17 protein-coding genes are annotated in these 21,394 nt (G+C 68.0%); 9 read left to right on the plus strand and 8 right to left on the minus strand.

The genetic code is table 11. The features are described 5' to 3' along the window. Positions 1-13 precede the first annotated feature (13 nt). The gene (locus tag E6G92_08020; GenBank protein ID TMJ19707.1) at positions 14-403 is read right to left on the minus strand and encodes a GFA family protein; all 390 of its coding nucleotides are present in this window, start codon (positions 401-403) and stop codon (positions 14-16) included. Between the two features lie 2 nt (positions 404-405). Here E6G92_08020 and E6G92_08025 point away from each other — a divergent pair, with 2 nt between their 5' ends. Continuing rightward, complete coding sequence (locus E6G92_08025) at positions 406-900, plus strand: DNA-deoxyinosine glycosylase (GenBank protein TMJ19708.1); 495 nt, start codon at positions 406-408, stop codon at positions 898-900. Here E6G92_08025 and E6G92_08030 read toward each other — a convergent pair. Continuing rightward, positions 891-1,619, minus strand: coding sequence for a 3'(2'),5'-bisphosphate nucleotidase CysQ (locus E6G92_08030; protein TMJ19709.1), 729 nt, complete (start codon positions 1,617-1,619; stop codon positions 891-893). The two genes, E6G92_08025 and E6G92_08030, sit on opposite strands and share 10 nt — an antisense overlap. 113 nt (positions 1,620-1,732) lie before the next feature. On the opposite strand from E6G92_08030, the gene E6G92_08035 reads away from it, so the two are divergent. The 5 genes from E6G92_08035 (at position 1,733) to E6G92_08055 (ending at position 8,493) form a co-directional block, all read left to right on the plus strand. Continuing rightward, complete coding sequence (locus E6G92_08035) at positions 1,733-2,089, plus strand: hypothetical protein (GenBank protein ID TMJ19710.1); 357 nt, start codon at positions 1,733-1,735, stop codon at positions 2,087-2,089. 58 nt (positions 2,090-2,147) lie between these two features. Further along, positions 2,148-3,257 (plus strand): UDP-N-acetylglucosamine 2-epimerase (non-hydrolyzing), encoded by a 1,110-nt coding sequence (locus E6G92_08040; protein TMJ19711.1) that lies wholly within the window; start codon positions 2,148-2,150, stop codon positions 3,255-3,257. Further along, a complete protein-coding gene (locus E6G92_08045) occupies positions 3,181-4,353 on the plus strand; it encodes an FAD-binding oxidoreductase (protein ID TMJ19712.1) in 1,173 nt (390 codons plus the stop codon). Before E6G92_08040 ends, E6G92_08045 begins: the two co-directional genes overlap by 77 nt. An 85-nt stretch (positions 4,354-4,438) precedes the next feature. Further along, positions 4,439-6,550, plus strand: a complete 2,112-nt coding sequence (locus E6G92_08050) for a penicillin-binding protein (protein ID TMJ20756.1) — start codon at positions 4,439-4,441, stop codon at positions 6,548-6,550. Beyond that, positions 6,484-8,493 (plus strand): penicillin-binding protein, encoded by a 2,010-nt coding sequence (locus tag E6G92_08055; GenBank protein TMJ19713.1) that lies wholly within the window; start codon positions 6,484-6,486, stop codon positions 8,491-8,493. The genes E6G92_08050 and E6G92_08055 overlap by 67 nt, the downstream gene beginning before the upstream one ends. On the opposite strand, the gene E6G92_08060 is transcribed toward E6G92_08055, so the two are convergent. From E6G92_08060 to E6G92_08070, 3 genes are all read right to left on the minus strand, one after another. Further along, complete coding sequence (locus E6G92_08060; protein TMJ19714.1) at positions 8,453-8,689, minus strand: hypothetical protein; 237 nt, start codon at positions 8,687-8,689, stop codon at positions 8,453-8,455. The two genes, E6G92_08055 and E6G92_08060, sit on opposite strands and share 41 nt — an antisense overlap. 172 nt (positions 8,690-8,861) lie before the next feature. Then, on the minus strand, positions 8,862-11,192 hold the full coding sequence (locus tag E6G92_08065) for a transketolase (GenBank protein ID TMJ20757.1): 2,331 nt from the start codon (positions 11,190-11,192) through the stop codon (positions 8,862-8,864). Positions 11,193-11,223: 31 nt separating this feature from the next. After that, positions 11,224-11,697 carry a hypothetical protein gene (locus E6G92_08070; GenBank protein ID TMJ19715.1) on the minus strand — a complete coding sequence of 158 codons (474 nt, stop codon included), beginning with the start codon at positions 11,695-11,697 and terminating at the stop codon, positions 11,224-11,226. A 245-nt stretch (positions 11,698-11,942) separates the two neighbouring features. Between E6G92_08070 and E6G92_08075 the strand changes: the two genes are divergently transcribed. The 3 genes from E6G92_08075 to E6G92_08085 all read left to right on the plus strand — a co-directional run bounded on the left by E6G92_08075 (position 11,943) and on the right by E6G92_08085 (position 17,321). Next, positions 11,943-13,751 (plus strand): calcium-binding protein, encoded by a 1,809-nt coding sequence (locus tag E6G92_08075; protein TMJ19716.1) that lies wholly within the window; start codon positions 11,943-11,945, stop codon positions 13,749-13,751. Between the two features lie 233 nt (positions 13,752-13,984). Then, on the plus strand, positions 13,985-15,766 hold the full coding sequence (locus E6G92_08080; protein TMJ19717.1) for a hypothetical protein: 1,782 nt from the start codon (positions 13,985-13,987) through the stop codon (positions 15,764-15,766). A 79-nt stretch (positions 15,767-15,845) separates the two neighbouring features. Continuing rightward, positions 15,846-17,321: a hypothetical protein gene (locus E6G92_08085; protein TMJ19718.1), complete on the plus strand. Its 1,476-nt coding sequence runs from the start codon at positions 15,846-15,848 to the stop codon at positions 17,319-17,321. A gap of 202 nt (positions 17,322-17,523) precedes the next feature. On the opposite strand, the gene E6G92_08090 is transcribed toward E6G92_08085, so the two are convergent. From E6G92_08090 to E6G92_08100, 3 genes are all read right to left on the minus strand, one after another. Next, positions 17,524-18,969 carry a 2-oxo acid dehydrogenase subunit E2 gene (locus tag E6G92_08090; protein TMJ19719.1) on the minus strand — a complete coding sequence of 482 codons (1,446 nt, stop codon included), beginning with the start codon at positions 18,967-18,969 and terminating at the stop codon, positions 17,524-17,526. Between the two features lie 121 nt (positions 18,970-19,090). Further along, positions 19,091-20,095 carry an alpha-ketoacid dehydrogenase subunit beta gene (locus tag E6G92_08095; protein ID TMJ20758.1) on the minus strand — a complete coding sequence of 335 codons (1,005 nt, stop codon included), beginning with the start codon at positions 20,093-20,095 and terminating at the stop codon, positions 19,091-19,093. A 5-nt stretch (positions 20,096-20,100) separates the two neighbouring features. After that, the gene (locus tag E6G92_08100; GenBank protein ID TMJ19720.1) at positions 20,101-21,369 is read right to left on the minus strand and encodes a 3-methyl-2-oxobutanoate dehydrogenase (2-methylpropanoyl-transferring) subunit alpha; all 1,269 of its coding nucleotides are present in this window, start codon (positions 21,367-21,369) and stop codon (positions 20,101-20,103) included. Positions 21,370-21,394: the final 25 nt, after the last annotated feature.

A 21,394-nucleotide genomic window follows, 5' to 3' on the forward strand; every position in this document is an offset into this window, starting at 1 on the left:
GCCGGGGAACGTCTCAAGCCAATCCGGTTCGAGCCTCATCGAGCATATCCGCTGCTCGCTCCCAATCGCGACCGTCGAAGGACTGGACGGTCACGTGGAGGCCCGAGGCGTCGTCGAGCGCGTTGAGGTTCACGCTCCACGCGTCGGGGTGCGAACGGGGCTGGTAGAAGCTCTTGATGCCGCAGACCGAGCAGAACAGGTGATCGGCCGCTTCCGTGCCGAAGCGGTAGCTGGTCAGAACCTCCCCGCCCGACAGGAGCTGGAAATCGCCATGCGGCACGATCAGGTGGAGGAATCCGGTCGCCGCGCAGATCGAGCAATTGCAATCGAGCACGGTCACCGCCTCGGCCACCTCCGCCTCGAACCGCACCGCCCTGCAATGACAACCGCCCGCGATCTTCATAGATGGGGCTCATGCACCATTGCTTCCCGCCCGTCACCCGCCCCGACACGCGCCTCCTGGTTCTCGGGAGCCTTCCGGGCGCGGTCTCGCTCGCTCGGCAGCGTTATTACGCCCACCCGCAGAATCAGTTCTGGCGGCTGATCGGGGCGGTGATCCAGCGTGATCTGGGGCCCCTTTCCTACGAGGCGCGGCTGGAGGCGTTGCTCGACGCGGGCGTGGGGCTGTGGGACACGGTCGCGGCGGCCACGCGGGAGGGCAGCCTCGACGCCGACATCCGGCTGCACGAGGCGAGCGACCTCGCGGGGCTGGTGGCAACCCTGCCCAGGCTCCAGGCGATCGGTTTCAACGGCGGCACTTCGGCGCGGATCGGGCGGAGCCGGCTTGCGGATGTCCCTTCCATCGCCCTGATCGACCTGCCCTCGAGCAGCCCGGCTTATGCCAGCTTGCCCTTCGAGCGGAAGCGCGAGGCCTGGCTCGCCCTGCGCGCCTATCTCTGACGGCGGAAGTCGAGCACCTTCGCCGCCAGATCCGGCCGGCCGATGAGAAGGTCCGGAATCGACGTGTCGGCCTGGTTGTAGACGAACGGGCTGCCGTCGAGCCGGCTCGCATGGAGGCCCGCACCGAGCGCTACCGCGGCCGGCGCGCAATTGTCCCATTCGTGCTGCCCGCCCGAATGATAATAGAGATCCGCGTCCCCCGAGACGATCGCCATGGCCTTCGCTCCGGCCGAGCCCATCGGCACCAGATCGGCGCCGAGCAGTGCGGCTATCTCCTCCACCTCCACCGGCGGCCGAGTCCGGCTGACCAGCAGCTTCGGCCGGCCCTGACCGAACGTGGGCGAAACCACGCGGTCGGAGCGGAACAGCTTGCCGAGCGCCGGCATCGCCACCGCGCCGATCCGCGGCGCGCCGTCCACCGCAAGCGCCACATGCACGGCCCAGTCGCTTCGCCCTTCCGAATATTCGCGGGTGCCGTCGAGCGGGTCGACGATCCACACGCGCGATCGTTCGAGGCGCCTCCGGTCGTCGAGGCTTTCCTCCGAGAGCACCGCATCGGCCGGCCGCCATTCGGCCAGGCCCGTGAGGATGAAGGCGTTGGCGACCTTGTCCGCGATATGGCCGAGCCCCGCCCCGGCGAGCAGGCCGCTCCGCCGCTGCTCGATCAGCAGGCGGCCCGCTTCCTCAGCCAGATGCGCCGCCAGATCTTCGTCGGTCAAAAGGCCGCTCCTTCAGGCTCCGTAGTCGGCCGCGTTAAACAGGGTTAACGGCTTCTTTACCATATCCCGTATAACTACTGTGCCCGCGGGATCATTTCCCGGGGGGATTTGAGATGATTATCTATCTGACCGCGGCCTTGCTGGCCGGTTCGAAGCTGCACATCGATCGCGACAACCTCGACGTGCAGGCGCGCGCAGAGGCGTTGCAGCCCCGCGAGCGCGCCCGCACCGCGCAGCCGGTCCGCCGGCCCGCGCCTCGCCGCGCCTCTGGAGGCAACGCTCTCGATCTCGCTCAGATCACGACGATATGCCGAGCGGCGGGCGACCAGCCGAACCCCGGCGAGTTCGTCGGCCGCCTGAGCAGCGCCTACGGCCTCAGCGGCGACGACAGCGCCTCGCTTCGCGCAAGCTGCGCCGCCTACCTTGCGGGCCGTGCCGACGCGCGCAGGTCGGGTGGAAGCGCGCGCTAGATTTCCCTCTTTTCGACGACAACGAGTTGTGTTTATCTGAGTCCCTGGGGGGCTCGGCATGAAATTGCTGTCGATTTTCGGAACGCGTCCAGAAGCCGTGAAGATGGCGCCGATCCTACTGGCGCTCGATTTGGAGCTATTTGTTGAATCGATCGTCTGCGTCACCGGCCAACACCGGGCGCTGCTTGATCAGGTGCTCGACTATTTCTCGATCGTTCCGGATTTCGATCTCGGGGCCATGGAGCCCGGTCAAAGCCTGAACGCGCTCCTCGCCCGCCTGATTGCAGGGATCGACAGCGTGATCGATGCGGCGAAGCCCGATTGGATCCTCGTCCAGGGCGACACATCGAGCGCGCTTGCGGGGGCCTGGGCCGCCTTCCAGCGCGGCATCCCGGTCGCCCATGTGGAGGCGGGGCTTCGGACATACCGCAGGACGGCGCCCTTTCCCGAGGAGGTCAACCGGCGCGCGATCGCGCTAATGAGCGACCTGCATTTCACCCCGACCCCGGCCGCCAAGGCCAATCTCATGGCCGAGCGCCTCACGGGCGAGGTGTTCGTCACCGGCAATACCGGGATCGACGCTCTCAAGCTGGTGCTGGCCCGGCTCGGCGACGAGGAGGCGCCCGCGGAGCCGCGCCGCAAGACGATCCTCGTCACCTGTCACCGGCGCGAAAGCTTCGGCTTGCCCTTCGCGTCGATCTGCGCGGCGATCGAGCGGCTCGCCCAGCGCGGGGACGTGGAGATCGTCTTTCCGCGCCATCCCAATCCGGCCCTCGACGGCGCCGCCGGCCGGCTGCGCAACCTGCCGCCGCAAAACCTGCCGGATTTCGTCCGGCTGATGCGCGGGGCCGATCTCGTTCTGACCGATTCCGGCGGCATCCAGGAAGAGGCGGCGACGCTCGGCAAGCCGGTCGTCGTGCTTCGCGAAGGGACCGAGCGGCCGGAGGGCCTGTCGGCCGGCGCCGCCATTCTGGTCGGCAGCGATCCCGACCGCATCGTCCGAGCCGCCGAGGCCGTTCTCGACCGCGCCGCGCAGCCCAGCCGCCCCTCCGAAATCTACGGGGACGGACACGCGGCGCGGCGAATAGTGGATGCCCTGCTCGGCAGGCCGATCGAGGAGTTCGCGCCGGAGGTCCCGGCCCGTGACCCGCTGCTCCAATTCGGCTAGCGCCTGCCCGGTGACGGGCGCGGATTTCCTGATCGTCGGCGGCGGCATCGCGGGCCTGTCGGCCGGCGCCCGGCTCGCCCGCCACGGCCGAGTCGTGGTGCTGGAGGCCGAGGATGCGATCGGCTATCACAGCTCGGGCCGAAGCGTTTCCTTCAGCCATTACGGAATCGGCGCCGCCACGGTCCGAGCGCTCACCGCCCACAGCCGCGATTTCTTCACGCCGCCATTCGCCGCGGCCTTCCCCACGCTCTACTTCGCGGACATCGAAAATCTGGAGAGGCTCGAGACGCTGGCCGCGGGGATGGCCCGGGTGACGGATGCCATTCGAGTCGTCGACGTCCCGGAAATGGCCCGTTTGTTCCCGCCGCTGCGCCCGAGCGCGATACGCGGGCTGCTCGATCCTGCCGGGCTGAAGCTCGACGCGGATCTCATCCTCCAGCATCTCGCCAGACAGATTCGGAGCGGCGGCGGCCAGGTCCTGAAGGGCAAGCGAGCCGCGAGCATCAATCCGGGCTGGACCGTTAGAACCGAGGACGGAGTCGAATTTTCCGCGCCGGTCCTGGTCAACGCGGCCGGCGCCTGGGCCGATCGCATCGCCGCTCTGGCCGGAGTGGCGCCGCTCGGCCTCAGCCCCCGCCGGCGAACGATCATCGTGGTCGAGGCGCCGCCGGAAGCGTCGAGCTGGCCGTTCGCGCACAGCGTCGCCGGGGATTTCTACCTGCTGCCAGAGGCGGGCCGATTGCTCGTCTCGCCCGTCGACGAGGTGCCGGACGATCCCTGCGACGCCCGGCCCGACGACTACGACGTCGCCCTCGCCGCCGACCGGCTCGAACACTATACGACCATCGCCGCGAAGCGGATCGTCCACCGCTGGGCGGGCCTTCGCACCTTCACGCACGACCGCGTTCCAACAGCCGGCTTCGCGCCGGACGCGCCGGGCTTCTTCTGGCTGGCCGGCCAAGGCGGCTACGGCTTCCAGACCGGACCCGCCATGGCCGAGATCGCCGAGGCGCTGATCGCGGGCGTGCCGTGGCCGAAAGGACTTGCGCGGCGAGGTGTATTAGTGGAACAAGTCGCTCCGGGACGAAGCACCTAATCTTCAAGCCAGAACGAGCCGCGCGCCAGCCTTGTCCACCAGCCCTCCCCCCGATCTCGGCATCTCGCCCGACACCTGGACGACCATGTCCGCGAAGGACCGCGCGCGGATCGAACAGGCCGCGCACGAGCTGGCCAAGGTGCGCGGGCTCGCCGAGGCGCAGTTTCGCGACGACACAGAACGCGCCTTCGGCGGCCAGGGACTGGCCTGGGACGCCGTCGAGCCGCCGGTGCGCGCTTATTATCTCAATCGCGCCTACGACCGGGTCCGCCCGGTTTCGCTGACGCCGGAGGATCTCGACGGGGGCAGCCCCGGCGTCGTCGAGACCATCGTCGCGCTTCACCGCCGCCGCCATGACCGCGCCAGCCGGATCATCCGCAAGGCGACCGGGGCCGTCCTGCGCGTCGCGGCCGCCGCTTTCATCCTGCTCGTCGGCTGGCTGGCGGTTACCGCGCCGCTCTCGCAATCGCTCCAGCCGATCGCCGCGCCGAGCTTCCTCGTCCTCGCCGCCGACGGCCAGCCCATCGCCCGGCGCGGCGCGGTGCGCGATGCGCCGGTGGACGTGATGAAGCTGCCGCCCCATGTCGGCCAGGCGTTCGTCGCCATCGAGGACCGCCGCTTCTTCCACCATGTCGGCATCGATCCCTGGGGCGTCGGCCGCGCGCTGTTCCGCAACTGGCGCTCCGGGCGCGTTCGCGAGGGCGGGTCGACGATCAGCCAGCAACTGGCAAAGACCAGCTTCACCGGCGGCGAGCGGACGATGGGCCGCAAGGCGCAGGAAGCGCTGATCACCTTGTGGCTCGAAGCCCGGCTGAGCAAGGAGCAGATCCTCAGCCGCTATCTCTCCAACGTCTATTTCGGCAACAATATCTATGGCTTGCGTGCCGCCGCCCGCTATTATTTCAGCGTCCGTCCCGAGCAGCTGACGCTCGCCCAGGCGGCGATGCTGGCCGGCTTGGTCAACGCGCCCAACCGGCTCGCGCCGAACCGCAATCTCGCCGGCGCCCAGCGCCGCGGCCGCCTCGTGCTCCAGGCGATGGCCGATATTGGCTATGTTGGCGAAGATCGGGCGCGGCGCACGCGCGGCGCCCAGCTTCGCCTCGCGCCCAGCGATAATCTGCCCACCGGCACCTATTTCGCCGACTGGATCCTCGCCAAAGTCGAACAGGCCGACCAGCAGGAATATGGCGAGCGACGGATCGCGACGACGCTCGACCGCCGGCTCCAGCGCAGCGCGATCCACGCCTTTCGCCGCGCGGGGCTCGGTTCGCGCCAGGCGGCGCTGGTGGCGATGCGGCCCGACGGGCGGATCGTGGCGATGCTCGGCGGGCGCGATTATGCGCGCAGCCCCTACAACCGGGCGACGATGGGGCGGCGCCAGTCCGGATCGACGTTCAAGCTGTTCGTCTATCTCGCCGCCCTGCGCTCCGGCATGAACCCCGATTCGCCGATCGAGGACAGCCCGATCACGATCGGCCGTTGGACGCCGCGAAACGCGAGCGGCACCTATCGCGGCAAGATCCCCCTGCGCGACGCCTTCGCCATGTCGAGCAATGTCGCCGCGGTGCGGCTCGCCCGGCAGGTCGGCATCGGCAACGTGATCCGCACCGCGCGCGACCTCGGAGTCACCGCGCCGATCCCGAACGACCCGAGCATCGCGCTCGGCACCTCCGGAGTCAGCCTGGTCGAGATGACCGCCGCTTATGCCGCCGTGGCTGCGGGGCGCTACCCGGTGACCGCGCAGGGCTTGGACGAGCAGCAAGGCGAGGACCAGGATTTCCTCGCCGCCCTCCTTCACCGATCGCCTCCCATGCGCTCCGACCCCGCCTTTGCCGACATGCGCGCGATGCTCGGCTCTGCCGTCGCGGGCGGCACCGGGCGGGCAGCCGCGCTGCCGGTCGCGACCTTCGGCAAGACCGGCACGACGCAGGATTCGCGCGACGCTTTGTTCATCGGCTTCGCGGGAGACCTTGTCGTCGGCGTCTGGGTCGGCAATGACGACAACCGGCCGATGAACAATGTCGCCGGCGGCGGGTTGCCCGCGAGGATCTGGCGCAGCTTCATGATGGAGGCGCTCCGCCTCTCCGAGCCGCCGAGACCGCGCAAGCCGCCTGAAGAGGATGAAGACGAGTGGAAGGACGACAGCCTGGGGGAGACGATCGGCCGGGTGCTTCGGGACCTGGGCGTGACGGAATAGCCGTCTCCGCCACCGGCGAGGCCGCTTTACCGCAGCCACCCTTGTCGCGGGTCCGCCTGGTCAAGCGAATCCTCAAGATCGCCGCCCTGCTGTTCGCGGCGGCCCTGCTTTGGCTGATCGTCACCGCGCCGCTGTCGCGCTCGCTTGGGCCGGTGGCGGCGCCGAGCATCACCATCCTCTCCGCCGAGGGCGAGCCGATCGCCAGGCGCGGCGCGATCATCGGCGAGCCGGTCGACGTGATGGCGCTTCCGCCGCATGTCGGCCAGGCGTTCATCGCCATCGAGGACCGCCGCTTCTTCCGCCATGTCGGAATCGATCCCTGGGGAATGGGCAGAGCGATGGCGCGCAACCTTCGCGCCGGCCGGGTCCGGGAGGGCGGCTCGACGATCAGCCAGCAGCTCGCCAAGACGAGCTTCCTCAGTCCGGACCGAACCGCCACCCGCAAGCTTCAGGAGGCGCTGATCGCGCTGTGGCTCGAGGCGCGGCTGTCCAAGACGGAGATCCTCAGCCGCTACCTCTCCAACGTCTTTTTCGGCGACAACGTCTACGGCCTCAGGGCCGCCTCCCGCCATTATTTCAACGTCGAGCCGGAACATCTCACGCTCGCCCAGGCCGCCATGCTGGCCGGCGTCGTCAACGCTCCGAGCCGGCTCGCCCCGACCAGTCATCTCGAGGCCGCGCGGGAGCGCGCCCGCCTCGTTCTCCGCGCCATGCGCGAGATCGGCTTCATCAGCGAGCGCCAGCTTGCGGACGCCCGCCCGGCGCGAGTCCGCCGCGGTCGCGGCGACGACGTCCCGAGCGGGACCTATTTCGCCGACTGGGTGATGCCGCAGGCGACGGACATCACCGACGAGGGCTACGGCCAGCGCCTCGTGCAGACGACGCTGGAGGGCGATCTGCAGCGCTCCGCGGTCCGCGCGATCCGCCGCGCCGGCCTCGGCCGAGCGCAAGCGGCGCTGGTGGCGATGCGGCTGGACGGGCGCGTGGTCGCGATGGTCGGCGGCAAGGATTATGCCCGAAGCCCGTTCAACCGCGCGGTGCAGGCGCGGCGCCAGCCGGGATCCGCGTTCAAGCTGTTCGTCTATCTGGCCGCCTTCCGCCAAGGCCTGACGCCCAGCACCCCGGTCAACGACGGCCCGATCCGGGTGGGCGACTGGCAGCCGCGCAACTACGGCGATTCCTATCGCGGCCCCGAGCCCTTGCGCGACGCGGTCGCCTATTCCAGCAACAGCGTCGCCGTCCAGGTGACCGAGCGCATCGGGCGGGCCAATGTCATCCGCGCCGCGCGCGATCTCGGCATCACAACGCCGCTCAGGCCCGATCCGAGCCTTCCGCTGGGCGTCAACAACGTCACCCTGCTCGAGCTGACGGCGGCCTATGCGGCGGTGGCCGCCGGGCGCTACCCGATCCGTCCCCACGGCCTGCCGCCGGAAAGCAGCGGCTGGTTCGGAGGCGGCGGAGCCAACCACGCGGTCAACCGCGATCGCGCCTTCCCGATGCTTCGCGACGTGCTTTACGCCGTCGTTCAGCGCGGCACCGGGCGGGCGGCGGCGCTCTCCGTCCCGACCTTCGGTAAGACGGGAACGACGTCCGATTACCGCGACGCCTGGTTCATCGGCTTCGCGGGCGACCTCGTCGTCGGCGTGTGGATCGGCAATGACGACAATCGGCCGCTGCCCGGCACCTCGGGCGGAGGAACGCCGGCGCGGATCTGGCGCAGCTTCATGGAAGAGGCGCTGGGCACCGCCGCGGCGAGGCCCGCGCCTTCCGTTCCGCTCTATCGCGCCGATCAGGAACCCGACGCCAATGCCTCGACGACCGCGCCGGAGCCGGCGCCCCAGCCCGAGCCGGAGCCCGACGAGCCCCAGCCCGTGCCGGTACCCGAAATCGCCGCGCCGCCGCCTACGACACCTGAGGTGAAGCCGCCGCCGCCGACGCAGTGACCCGGCCGTCGCGAGACGCGCGGCGCCGGTCCCAGAGCTTCTTCGCGCCCCAGGCGCCGAGCGCGGCGACTCCGAGCGGAGTGAAGGCGCGGCGCATCAGCCAGGGCGTCGCCGCCCCGAGCATCGCACCCCTCATGCCCGAATTGCGCCCCGCGATGCGTTCGCCGACCATCGCTCCGAGAATCTTGCCAATCATCTGTGCCTCCTGGAAAATTCCTTTGCGCTAGAGCGCGGCAGGGGCCGCTTTGGTTCCTGGCTTCGTCGTCATTGCGAGCGAAGCGAAGCAATCCAGTGCTGCGCGGCCGCTCGCTGGATTGCTTCGTCGCTGCGCTCCTCGCAATGACGGCTCAGGCGCGACTGCGCTGCGGTCAATCCAGGAACAGCTCGGCCGCCGCCTCGACGATCGCGCCGGGGTCGAGGCGGTAGGCGCGGTAGAGGTCGGGGAGGTTGCCGGTCTGGCCGAAGCGCTCGATTCCGAGCGGGCTGACCTTGTGCCCGGCGACTCCGCCCAGCCATGAGAGCGAGGCGGGAGCGCCGTCGATCAGGGTGACGAGGCCGGCGCCGGGCGAGAGCGGCGCGAGCAGGGTCTCGACGTGCGACGGCGCCGCCCCCTGCCCGCTCCAGCGGCCGGCGCGGCGCGCGCTCCAGCCGCGGTGGAGCAGATCGGGCGACGTTATTGCGAGAAGGCCGAGGCCGGGCACGTCGTCCTTCAGCGCCTCCCAGGCGGCGATCGCCTCGGGCGCGATCGCGCCGCAATAGACCAAAGCAGCGTCGGCGCCCCGCGCCGGCTCGCGCAACCAATAGCCGCCGGCGAGCGCGCCGGCCTTCCAGCCGTCGCCGGAGCGATCGGCCTGGGCGATCGTCCGTGTGGTGAGGCGCAGATAGACGCTCTCGCCGTCCGGCGCCTGCATCAGGCGGAAGCCCTCCTCCATCATCGCCGCCAGCTCGTCGACGAAGGCGGGCTCGTAATGCCTGAGGCCGGGCTGGCCGAGGGCGATGAGCGGCGGGTTGATCGACTGGTGCGCGCCGCCCTCCGGGCCGAGAGTCACGCCCGACGGAGTCGCCACGAGCATGAAGCGCGCGTCCTGGTAGCAGGCGTAGTTCAGCGCATCGAGGCCGCGGGCGATGAACGGATCGTAGACGGTGCCGATCGGGAACAGCCGCTCGCCGAACAGGTCGCCGGCGAGGCCCAGGGCGGCGAGCATCAGGAACAGGTTGTTCTCGGCGATTCCGAGCTCGATATGCTGCCCCGCTTCGTGCCCGCCCCATTTCTGGGCGGAAGGGATTTTCGCCGCGGCGAACACGTCGGCCACTTCCTTCCGCCGGAAGAGGCCGCGCTGGTTCACCCAGGCGCCGAGATTGGTCGACACCGTGACGTCCGGCGAGGTGGTGACGATGCGATCCGCCAGCGCCCCGCCGGCACGGCTGAGATCGAGCAGGATCTTGCCGAACGCGGCCTGGGTCGATTGCTCCTCGCCCGACGGCGGTACGATCGCCGGCACCTGGGCGACGTGCCACGGCCGCGAGCGCTTCTCCCGGGCGATCCGAGCCCGCTCGACCAGCGCCTTGGCCGCCTCGGCGCTGTTGCCGCCGAGCCCGGCCCAGGGCTCCCATTCCTCGCCCTCCGCGATGTTCATCGACTGGCGCAGCGCAGCGGCCTGGCCCGGGTTCATCAGCCCGGCATGATTGTCCTTGTGGCCGGCGAAGGGCAGGCCGAAGCCCTTGATGGTGTAGGCGATGAACAGGGTCGGCACGTCGTCCTGGCAGGCGTCGAACGCCTCGACCAGGGCCTCCATGTCGTGGCCGCCGAGATTGGTCATCAGCGCGTGCAGCGAGTCGTCGTCGCGCGCATCGAGGATCGGCTTCGCCGCCGGCGCGTCCTTGAGCAACCGCTCGCGCCACGCCGCGCCGCCGAGATAGGTCAGCGCCGCATAATCGGCATTTGAGACGTCCTCGAGCCAGGCCTTCAACGCCGCGCCGCCCTTCTCGCCGAACGCCGCCTCGAGCGCCCGCCCGTATTTCAGGGTCACCACGCGCCAGCCGCAGCTCGCGAAAATCTCGTCGAAGCGGCGGAACATGCGCTCGGCGGTGGTCGCGTCCAATGACTGGCGGTTATAGTCGACGATCCACCAGCAATTGCGGATGTCGTGCTTGTAGGCCTCGATCAGGCATTCGTAGATATTGCCCTCGTCGAGCTCGGCGTCGCCCATCAGGGCAACCATCCGCCCGGCCTCGGCCGAATCCATCATCCCGTGGGCGACGAGATAATCCTGCACCAGGCTGGCGAAGGCGGTGATCGCCACTCCGAGGCCGACCGAGCCGGTCGAGAAATCGACCGGGATCCTGTCCTTGGTCCGGCTCGGATAGGATTGCATCCCGCCGAAGCCGCGAAACTCCTCGAGCTGCGCGCGGGTTTGCGAGCCGAGCAGATAGTGGATCGCGTGGAGCACCGGGCCGGCATGCGGCTTGACGGCCACCTTGTCGTTCGGACCCAGCGCATGGAAATAGAGCGCGGCCATCAGCGCGGTCATCGACGCGCAGCTCGCCTGGTGCCCGCCGACCTTCAGCCCGTCCGCGCTCTCGCGCAGATGGTTGGCGTTATGGATCGTCCAGGCCGAGAGCCAGCGCAGCCGCTCGTCGATCAGTCGAAGGGCGTCGAAATCGGGCGTGGAGGTCTTCTTCAGCATCGCGCCGGCCATAGCGAAAAGCGACAAGGGCGACACTTTAGTTTCACAAGTTTCGGCTTCCCATGAGCGAGATTTTTCCCCCTTCCGAATTGTCGCTGTTGTCGCTCTTCGGCCCATAGAGGGCGTCGAGCATCTCATCGAGGGCGCGGCGGGAATCGGCCGGAGTGCGCGCGCGACTCATCGCCTCCGCGCCGCGCTCGGCAATGGCTTCGGCCTCGGCGCCCCGCGGCCGCGGCGATGATGAATCGGCCCGGCGGCAGGGCAGCCGTCCCTCCGCCCGGATTTGCCGCACGTGAGCCACGACCGCGTCCCACGCCGCCGCGAAGCTCTCAGCGCCCTCCCGCTTCCTCAACGCATAGGCATTTTGCCGGTTCTTCCCCACCGACCGCGCCGCCTCCCCCGGGCTGAGCCCCCGCGACAAGGCCAGGATGAAGCCGAGCTGCAGCTCGGGCGTCCAGCCGTCGGCGCGGCGGCGCAGCGGCACGGGCGTGAAGGCGATGACCGGCGGCGTGGGCATGGGGCGATCGTAGCACGATCAGAACATATTGTGAACAGGGGGATAGAGCAAACCGCTCATCCCGAGGAGCTCCTTCGACGCCTGCCAAGGTTCACTGAACGCCCGGCGGGTCGCCCGCGCCACACATTGGGGCGGATTATACGAGACTAAATGATATTAAAGCGGTAATATCGCGGGGCAAAGATCACGCCAGCGCGCCGTTGCCGCGAAACAGGCGCTAAATAAGCGCTAAACAGGAGGGCCCGATGCCGGCCGTCTCCAGCTACGCCTTGCAATGGTCTAACGTCGCCTTTTCGACGATTGCGGCATCTTCGCTCGATCTTTTCATTACCGATGGAAATGGCAGCATTTCGAACTCCGGCCTTCCGCAGCTCAGCGATTCGCAAGTGGCTGAGCTGGTCGCGCAGGGCAGAAGAGTGGTCGGCTACGTCAACCTCGACCCCAACCTTGGACACTTCGGTATCGTCGCCCATTTCGCCGACTCCGGGTGGCAGAACAGCGTCATCAGCCAAGCCGTCGATCTCGTGCGGCGCGGCTATTCCGGAGTCTGTCTCACGGGGCTGAGCGCTTACAACTACCTCCCGCCCTTCTACCCGCCGGGGCGCCCCACCACAGTGTTCATCCGGCAGATGGCGAATGAGATGGCCCTGTTCGTCGCCCGCATCGAAGACGCGATCACCGCGGTCAGGCCCAACGCCTATGTCGTGGCCTTCAACAACCCCTTTTTCGGTTTCGACCTTACCCCCGACGCGGCGGGGGCGCAGGCCTACGCCGCCTATCTCGACGCGGTCGACGCGCATCTTCTCCTGGGAGGGGGCACGTCCAATTATGTGCGGACTGCGCTCGCCGGCGAGACTCTCCTGATCGCGGATTTGCCCGGATCGCCGGAATCCTATGCGGACTCCTGGACACGCGGCATCCTCTACACGACGCCCAACTGGAGTTTCAACGCGTTCGGCGCGTTCGCCTACCCGGCGACCGCGGGCGCGGACACGCTGACCGGCGGCGACGGGCCGAACCGGATCTACGCCCTCGACGGCGACGACCTGATCGACGGCGGCGCGGGGAACGACTATATCGACGGCGGTGCCGGCCAGGACCAGATTTTCGGCGGCGCCGGTGACGATTCCACCGACGGCGGCGACGGCCGGGACCAGATTTCCGGGGGCATCGGCAACGATTTCATCGACGGCGGCGCCGAGGCCGATCAGATGTCCGGCGGGACCGGGGACGACACGTTCGTCGTCGACCATCCTGGCGACCAGATCGTCGAGAATGCCGGCGGCGGCCGCGATGTGGCCTATGCGCGTTCGAACTATACGCTCGGAACCGGGGTTCAGGTCGAGATATTGTCGGCGATCAGCCAGGATGCGACCACCGCGATGGAGCTGATCGGCAACGCCCTGGACCAGCAGATATTCGGCAATGCCGGGGCCAACTTCATCGAGGGCGGCGGCGGCGCGGACTTCCTCTCCGGCCTCCTCGGTGACGATATTTATGTCGTCGACAGCGCCGACGACGGAGTCTTCGAGAATCTCGGCGCCGGCCGCGACGTCGTCTATGCCAGAACCAGCTATGCCCTGAATGCCAGCCAGGAGATCGAGGTCCTTTCTACCCAGTCGCACGTGGGGGCGAGCGCGATCGACCTCGCCGGCAACGGCTTCGCCAACGAGCTCTACGGCAATGAAGGGGCGAACGTATTGAACGGGGGCGGCGGGGCCGACTACCTGATGGGCTTCGGCGGCGCCGACGGCTTCGCCTTCACCGCCGCGCTCGGCGGCGGCAATGTCGATCAGATCGCGGACTTCGTCCCGGGCATCGACAAGATCCTGCTCGGCAGCGCCGCGTTCACCGGTCTTTCGCCCGGCGCGCTCGACGCCGGCGCTTTCGCCGCCGGCACCCAAGCCCACGACGCCGACGACCGGATCGTCTACGACAGCGCCACCGGCCAGCTCTTCTTCGATTCCGACGGCAACGGCGCCGGCGCCGCGGTTCTGTTCGCGACCCTGGCGGCCGGGACCAATCTAAGCGCGAGCGACTTCTTCGCGTTCTAGAGCATCGGGCGATTAGACTGAATCGCCCAATGCTCTAGTTCTTGTTTGTTTTCCGCATTCTCCGAGTCGCCAGATGATTCCACCTCACTAGAGAATGCTCTAGATGCGGCGGCCGGGCCGAATTCACTTCGGCACGAAATTCACCTCATTGTCATCGCCGCTTCACTTTCGCACGACAATAGCGAGTTGAGGGGCTATTTTGGGATTCGCGCCGGGGGGCGGAGGAGGATTTCATGCCCACGATTTCCAGCTATGCACTGCAGCTCTCGACCGTCAATTTCACGGCGATTTCCACCTCGACCTTCGATCTGTTCATCACCGAGGGCGCGCCGCTGGCGCCCGGGGGCGGATTTCCCGCGATCACCGACACGCAAGTCGCTCAACTGCGCGGGCAAGGGCGAACGGTCGTCGGCTATGTCAACGTCGCCGTGACCGATGACGCGCGCTATTACTGGAATTCGAGCTGGACCAGCAACGGCCACGATACCGGCACGCCGATCCAGGGTCAGGCGCCGAGCTGGCTGGATCAGGCGGTGCCGCTCGACTTCGACCTTGATAACCATCAGGACGCGCTAATCGTCGAATATTGGGATCCCGCCTGGCAACAGATCGTAATCGACCAGGCGGTCGCCTTGGTCCAGCGGGGCTATTCCGGGGTCTATCTCGATAATGTCGGGATCTATTTCCGCGTCGGCGAAGTCATGGGCAACACTGCGCTCATGGCCGACAGGATGATGGACCTGATCCACGCCGTCAGAACGGCGATCACTGCGGTCAACCCCAATGCCGTAGTCGTTACCAATACCAATCCCTATATCGGCACCGACAGTTCGGGCGGCGGCTTCGGCGCCAAAGTGGCGACCTATCGCGCAGACGTCGATTTTCATTTGATCGAGAATCAGGGCACCGCGGCGCTCGATCATTTCGCCACCTATTTCGCGGGCGAGCCGCTCCTGATCCTGCAATCGGTCACGCCGGCGCCGCTCACCTACGACCAGGCCTGGTCGCGCGGCATCCTCTACACCGCGCCCAACACCGGCTACAATTCACTCGGCACCTTCGCCTATCCGGCGACCGCGGGCGCGGACAATCTGGCCGGCGGCGACGGGCCGAACCAGATTTCCGGACTCGGCGGCAACGACTATCTGAACGGCGGCGCCGGAGCCGACACGCTGAGCGGCAATGGCGGCGACGACATCTTCATCGTCGACAATGCCGGCGACGTGACCGTCGAAGCGTCGGGGCAGGGCCGCGACGTCGTCTACGCCTCCGTCAACTACAGCCTGGCGGCCGGCTCGCACATCGAGGTCCTGTCGACCATCTCGCAGGCGGCGGCCACCGCCATGACCCTGATCGGCAACGAGCTGGTCAACGAGATTTACGGCAATGCCGGCGCCAACTTCATCGACGGCGGCGGCGGCGCGGATTATCTCGCGGCGTTCGGCGGCGACGATATCTATATCGTCGATGCCGCCGGCGACGTCGTCGCCGAGGCCGCGAGCGAAGGCCGCGACGTCGTCTACGCCAAGGCGAGCTGGGCGCTGGGCGCGGGCTCGTCTGTCGAGGTGCTTTCGACCATCTCGTCGGGGGCGACGACCGCGATCAATCTCACCGGCAACGCCTTGGACAACGAGCTCTACGGCAATGCCGGCGCCAACACGCTGAACGGCGGCGCGGGCGCGGACTATCTGATGGGCTATGGCGGGTCCGACAACTTCGCCTTCACTACCGCGCTAGGCGGCGGCAATATCGACCAGATCGCCGATTTCAACGCGGCGGCCGACACGATCCTGCTCGACGACGCGGTGTTCGCCGCGCTCCCGGCGGGCGCGCTCAATGCCAATGCCTTCGTCGTCGGCACGACCGCCCAGGATTCGACCGACCGGATCGTCTACGACAGCGCCACCGGCAACCTCTATTACGACGCCGACGGCAGCGGTGCCGGCGCGGCGGTCCTTTTCGCGACGCTCGTCGGCCACCCGACGATCACGGCAAGCGACTTCACGGTGATCTGAGGCGTCTGACGAATAGATTATTGGTGCGCGGTCAGGGAGATAGCGCTAACCCGGGCTGTCCGCTCAGGGGAGTGAATCAGTGATCGTCGGAAGGGCGCAAGCCCCGCGCGCCGTAAGGCAGAGCGAATCGCTCGATTGGCGACAAGGTCCGGCCGACACCAGCATCGGCCGCATCGCGGCCGGCGATCCTTTCAGGCTCGCCCCCGCGCCGCTGGCCGCCGCCGCGGAGAGCCCGGCCCCGGCCGGCAATCCGGGCAACCTTTACACCTTCACGCTCACCGACGGCGGCAACCTCATTTCCGCGTCGGTGGAGGCCCAGATCGCGGCGAATGCCCACTATGTCATAGGCCTCATCTCGCGCTATTTGACGTGGCAGGGCGTCGTGGACTTCGTGGTCGACATCAGGCCCGCCTCGCAATCGCCCTATCCCAATGTCGACGGCATCCTGCCCTCCGTCGCGCAGATCGCGTGGGACGGCAGCGGCTGGGTCAACCAGACGCTCGCCGAATGCCTCACCGGGACCGACGCGGATCCGGCCCGGCCGGACGCCGGCTGCACCATCTATCTCGCCGCCGACGGCACCATCCGCAACTATGGCGCGCCGGTCTGGTTCGATCCCGACCCGCGCTTCGACACCAGCGCCGCGGTGCCCGGCGGGGCACACGACTTCATCGGCATCTACACGCACGAGATCGTCCATGCGCTCGGCTTCTATGCCGCCACGCGGGATTGGGGGAATCACGTCACCACCGACGGCGGCATCTCCTATTTCTCCGGCCCGAGCAGTGGCGCGCTTCTCGGCGGAGCGCTGCCATTCGCGGCCGGCACGGACCATTACGGCGTCTCGGGCAGCACGATCGTGCCGGGCCGCGGCCTGATGTATCAGTTCGGCAATTACAGCCTCAACCGGCTCGACATCGGACGGATCGACCTCGCCGTGCTGGAAGACCTCGGCCACAAGGTCAAAAGCTATGACGGGCTGCCGCTGTTCGAGCTGATCGACACGCAGCCCGATCTCACCGGCACCGCCTCGGCGGACCTACTCTACGGCGATTACCATGCCAATGTGCTGACCGGCCTGGCCGGCGACGACCGCATCCAGGGCGGGGCCGGCAACGACACGCTGCGCGGCGGCGACGGCCGCGACCGGATCGCGGGCGATGCCGGAGACGATATCGTCGCCGGCGGCGCCGCTTCCGACCGGCTGGCCGGCGGCGGCGGAAACGATCTCTTCCAGTTCGCCGACGCGTCGGACAGCCCGCTCTCCGCGATCCGCTCCGACGGCAAGAAATATCTTCCCGACATGCTGGAGGATTTCACGCCCGGCCAGGACCGGATCGACCTTTCCGCGATCGACGCCGTGGCGGGCACGCCGGCCAACGAAGCGTTCGCCTTCCTCGGCCAGGCGGCCTTCACCAGCCATGCCGGCGAGCTGCGCTACGAAATGAAGGGCGCCTTCGCGCACGTCTTCGCGGACCTCGACGGGGACGGCCGCGCCGATTTGTCGCTGATCGTCGCCGCGCCGGCGGTCCAGGCCAGCGACTTCGTCCTCTAAATCGGTCTGGATTTGGTTTGTCCGCTCATCCTGAGGAGGGACTGAGCTTGGGAGGGTTCCCATGAAAGTAATACTTTCATGGGGCCCGCGAAGGCCCGTCTCGAAGGACCGTCCGGCGACCCGTCCTTCGAGACGCCGTTTCGACAAGCTCAACGGCTCCTCAGGATGAGCGGTGGAGACTCAAACCGATTACCCAATGCCCTCAGCGCATCGAGAGCAGCCTGAGCGGGTTCTCGATCAGGCTTTTCAGGTCCTGCATGAACAGGGCCGCGTCCCAGCCGTCGACCACCCGGTGATCGCAGGAGAGGGAAAGGTTCATCATCTTGCGGATCTCGAGCTCGCCCTCGATCACGACGACCGTCTCCTTGACCTTGTTGACGGCTATGATCGCGACCTCGGGCCGGTTGATCACGGGCGTCGAGGCGATTCCGCCCATCGGGCCGAGGCTGGAGATGGTGATGGTCGAGCCCGACAGCTCCTCGCGGCTCGCCTTTCCGGCGCGGGTGGCGTCGGCGAGGCGCTTGATCTCGGTGGCGAGGGACCAGAGGTCGCGGCCGTCGGCGTCGCGGATCACCGCCACCGAAAGACCGTTGTCGGTCTGCGTGGCCATGCCCATGTGGACCGCGCCGGAGCGGTGGATGACGTTCGCCTCGTCGTCGTAGCGGGCGTTGATCTGGGGATAGCTGGGCAGCGTCCGGCAGAGCGCGCTGATCAGGAACGGAAGCATGGTCAGCTTCGGCCGGTCGCCGCGGTCGTCGTTCATCATCGCGCGCGCCTGCTCCAGCGCGGTCACGTCATATTCCTCGACCAGGGTGAAATGCGGGATCCGGCGCTTCGCCTCAGCCATGTTCTCGGCGATCTTGCGGCGGAGGCCGACCACCTTGACCTGCTCGTCCTGGCGGCGCGCCGCGGCGGGGCCGTGCGACACGCTGCCGCCATTGTAGAGCAGCCAGGCGTCGAGATCGGCGTGGCGGACGCGGTCGCCGGCGGTCTTCACCTGCGCGAGGTCGATGCCGAGATCGCGCGCGCGGGCGCGGACGGCGGGGGAGGCCAGCACCTTCCCACTCCCGTTCGCCCCGAGCCCTTCGACGCCGCCTGCGGCGGCGCTCTGGGTAAACTCCGTCGAGGGGCCCTGTCGAGCGGAGCCGAGACTTTCATCGGATTCCGCCCTCGGCTGCGCTCGGGGGGGTGTCTCGACTTCGCTCGACACGAACGGTTCAGGAGCTGCTCTCCACTCCCCTTCCCTCCGGTCGGCCTCGACCGGCATATTCTCCTGCCGCCGCTCGCCGGTAGCGCGCCGTTCCGCGGCCATAGCGTCGGTGGTCGGGACCATGTCGTCGAGCGCCTCGGGCACCTCGGCCATGCCGTCGGCGATCGGCTCCTCGACAGCGGCGGCAGCCGCAGCGCCCTCGGTCTCGATCACCACCAGCACCGAGCCGATGGCGATCATGTCGCCGACCTCGCCCGCGACCTCCAGCACCTTGCCGGCCACCGGGCTCTCCATCTCGACCGTCGCCTTGTCGGTCATCATGTCGGCGAGCTGCTGGTCCTCGGCGACATCGTCGCCGACCTTGACGTGCCAGGCGACGATCTCCGCCTCCGCGATGCCTTCGCCGATGTCGGGCAGCTTGAATTCGTAGCGGGCCATGAGTGTCCTCTCTAGACCGTCATTGCGAGCGTAGCGAAGCAATCCAGTGCGGAACTCGGACGCCGCTGGATTGCCGCGTCGCTTCGCTCCTCGCAATGACGGGGGTGGGAAGCGATCATCGTCAGTCCTTCAGAACAGCTTTGAGCGCCGGGCCGAGCCGCCCCGGGCCCGGGAAATAGGTCCATTCCATCGAATGCGGATAGGGCGTGTCGTAGCCGGTCACGCGCACGACCGGCGCTTCGAGATGGTAGAAGCAGCGCTCCTGCACCAGCGCCGAAAGCTCGGCGCCGAAGCCGGCGGTCCGCGTCGCCTCGTGGAGGACGACGCAGCGGCCGGTTTTCCTCACCGATTCCTCGATCGTCTCGATGTCGACCGGGACGATGGTCCTGAGGTCGATCACCTCGGCGTCGATCCCCTCCGCCTCCGCGGTGGCGATGGCGACGTGGACCATCGTCCCGTAGGCGAGGATCGTCACCGCCTCCCCCGCCCGCGCGACCGCGGCCTTGCCCAGCGGAACGGTGTAATGGCCCTCGGGCACCTCGGCGCGCGAGTCCCTGGCCCAGGGCGTCACCGGCCGCTCGTAAAAGCCGTCGAAGGGGCCGTTGTAGATTCGCTTGGGTTCGAAGAAGACGACCGGGTCCGGATCCTCGATCGCGGCGATCAGCAGGCCCTTGGCGTCATAGGGATTGGAGGGGATGACGGTCTTGACCCCCGGCATGTGGGCGAAGAAGGCCTCGGGCGACTGCGAGTGCGTCTGCCCGCCGAAGATTCCGCCGCCATAGGGCGAGCGGACGACCATCGGCACCGACCATTCGCCGGCGGTGCGGTAGCGGATTCGGCCGGCCTCGGAGAAGATCTGGTCGAAGCCCGGGAAGATGTAATCGGCGAACTGGATCTCGATCAGCGGCTTGAGCCCGTAAAGCCCCATGCCGATCGCCGCGGCGACGATCCCGCCCTCGGCGATCGGAGCGTCGAACACGCGGGTCTTGCCATACTTTTTCTGAAGCCCCGCGGTGACCCGGAAGACTCCGCCGAAATAGCCGACATCCTCACCGAACACGACGATGTCGGAATCGCGCGCCATCATCACGTCGTGGGCGTCGTTCAGCGCCTCGATCATGTTCATGACGCTCATTTGCCGCGCCTCATTTCGGCCCTGGCGGCGGCGCGTTGCTCGGCGAGGTGCCAGGGCGGGTCGGCGAAGACGTCGTCGAACATCGAATCGACGTCCTCATAATGGCCGTTGCCGAGCGTGCCCTGCTTCTCGGCCTCCTTCTGCGCCGCGCGGACCTCCTCGCCGAGCCGGGCCTCGAGCGCCGAATGCCGCTCCTCGTCCCATTCGCCGAGGCCGATCAGGTGCGCCTTCAGCCGGGCGATCGGGTCGCCGAGCGGCCATTTCGCTCCGGCGTCCTTCGGCCGGTAGGCGGTCGGGTCGTCCGAGGTGGAATGACCCTCCGAGCGGTAGGTGAACAGCTCGATCAAAGTGGGCCCGAGGTTGGAGCGCGCCCGGTCCGCGGCCCAGCGCGTCGCCGCATAGACCGCCAGCGCGTCGTTGCCGTCGACCCGGAGGCCGGCGATTCCGTAGCCCACGGCGCGCGCGGCGAAGGTGGTGAGATCGCCGCCGGCGATTCCGCAGAAGCTGGAGATCGCCCACTGGTTGTTGACCACGTTGAGGATGACCGGCGCGCGATAGACTCCGGCGAAGGTCACCGCGTTATGGAAATCGCCTTCGGCCGTGGCGCCGTCGCCGATCCAGCCGGCGGCGATCCGGCTGTCGCCCTTGATCGCGCTGGCCATCGCCCAGCCGACGGCCTGCGGATATTGGGTCGCGAGATTGCCCGAGATCGAGAAGAAGCCCTTCCCCCGGTCCGAATACATGATCGGGAGCTGGCGGCCCTTCAGCTTGTCGCCCTGGTTCGAGTAGATCTGGCACATCATCTCGACCAGCGGATAATCGCGCGCGACGAGCAGGCCCTGCTGGCGATAGGTCGGGAAGCACATGTCCTCGGCATCGAGCGCGTGCGCCGCGGCGACCGCCACCGCCTCCTCGCCGAGGGACTTCATGTAGAAGCTGGTCTTGCCCTGGCGCTGGGCGCGGAACATCCGCTCGTCGAACACGCGGACCAGAGCCATGTCGCGAAGCATCCGCCGCAGCTTTTCGGCGTCGAGCTTCGGGTCCCAAGGTCCCACCGCCTTGCCGTCCTCGTCGAGCACACGGACCAAAGTGAAGCAGAGCGGATGGGTGTCGCCCGGCGCGGCGGCGATGTCGGGCCGGGGCGCGCTGCCCGCCGCGGGAATGGCGATGCCGCTGAAATCCACCTCGTCGCCGGGGCGCGCGTCGGGCTCGGGAACGTGAAGGGAAAGCGCAGGCTGGTTGCGGCGCTTCTTGTCGCTTGTCATCCTCAGTCTGCGTCCTTTTAGCGGC

This window comes from Alphaproteobacteria bacterium, assembly GCA_005883305.1.
Classification (GTDB): Bacteria; Pseudomonadota; Alphaproteobacteria; order Sphingomonadales; family Sphingomonadaceae; genus Allosphingosinicella.

Coding starts and splice junctions, on each gene's coding strand:
- E6G92_08020 (TMJ19707.1), bottom strand. CDS start 403: ATGAAGATCGCGGGCGGTTGTCATTGCAGGGCGGTGCGGTTCGAGGCG.
- E6G92_08025 (TMJ19708.1), top strand. CDS start 406: ATGGGGCTCATGCACCATTGCTTCCCGCCCGTCACCCGCCCCGACACG.
- E6G92_08035 (TMJ19710.1), top strand. CDS start 1,733: ATGATTATCTATCTGACCGCGGCCTTGCTGGCCGGTTCGAAGCTGCAC.
- E6G92_08040 (TMJ19711.1), top strand. CDS start 2,148: ATGAAATTGCTGTCGATTTTCGGAACGCGTCCAGAAGCCGTGAAGATG.
- E6G92_08045 (TMJ19712.1), top strand. CDS start 3,181: ATGCCCTGCTCGGCAGGCCGATCGAGGAGTTCGCGCCGGAGGTCCCGG.
- E6G92_08050 (TMJ20756.1), top strand. CDS start 4,439: ATGTCCGCGAAGGACCGCGCGCGGATCGAACAGGCCGCGCACGAGCTG.
- E6G92_08060 (TMJ19714.1), bottom strand. CDS start 8,689: ATGATTGGCAAGATTCTCGGAGCGATGGTCGGCGAACGCATCGCGGGG.
- E6G92_08065 (TMJ20757.1), bottom strand. CDS start 11,192: ATGGCCGGCGCGATGCTGAAGAAGACCTCCACGCCCGATTTCGACGCC.
- E6G92_08070 (TMJ19715.1), bottom strand. CDS start 11,697: ATGCCCACGCCGCCGGTCATCGCCTTCACGCCCGTGCCGCTGCGCCGC.
- E6G92_08075 (TMJ19716.1), top strand. CDS start 11,943: ATGCCGGCCGTCTCCAGCTACGCCTTGCAATGGTCTAACGTCGCCTTT.
- E6G92_08080 (TMJ19717.1), top strand. CDS start 13,985: ATGCCCACGATTTCCAGCTATGCACTGCAGCTCTCGACCGTCAATTTC.
- E6G92_08090 (TMJ19719.1), bottom strand. CDS start 18,969: ATGGCCCGCTACGAATTCAAGCTGCCCGACATCGGCGAAGGCATCGCG.
- E6G92_08095 (TMJ20758.1), bottom strand. CDS start 20,095: ATGAACATGATCGAGGCGCTGAACGACGCCCACGACGTGATGATGGCG.
- E6G92_08100 (TMJ19720.1), bottom strand. CDS start 21,369: ATGACAAGCGACAAGAAGCGCCGCAACCAGCCTGCGCTTTCCCTTCAC.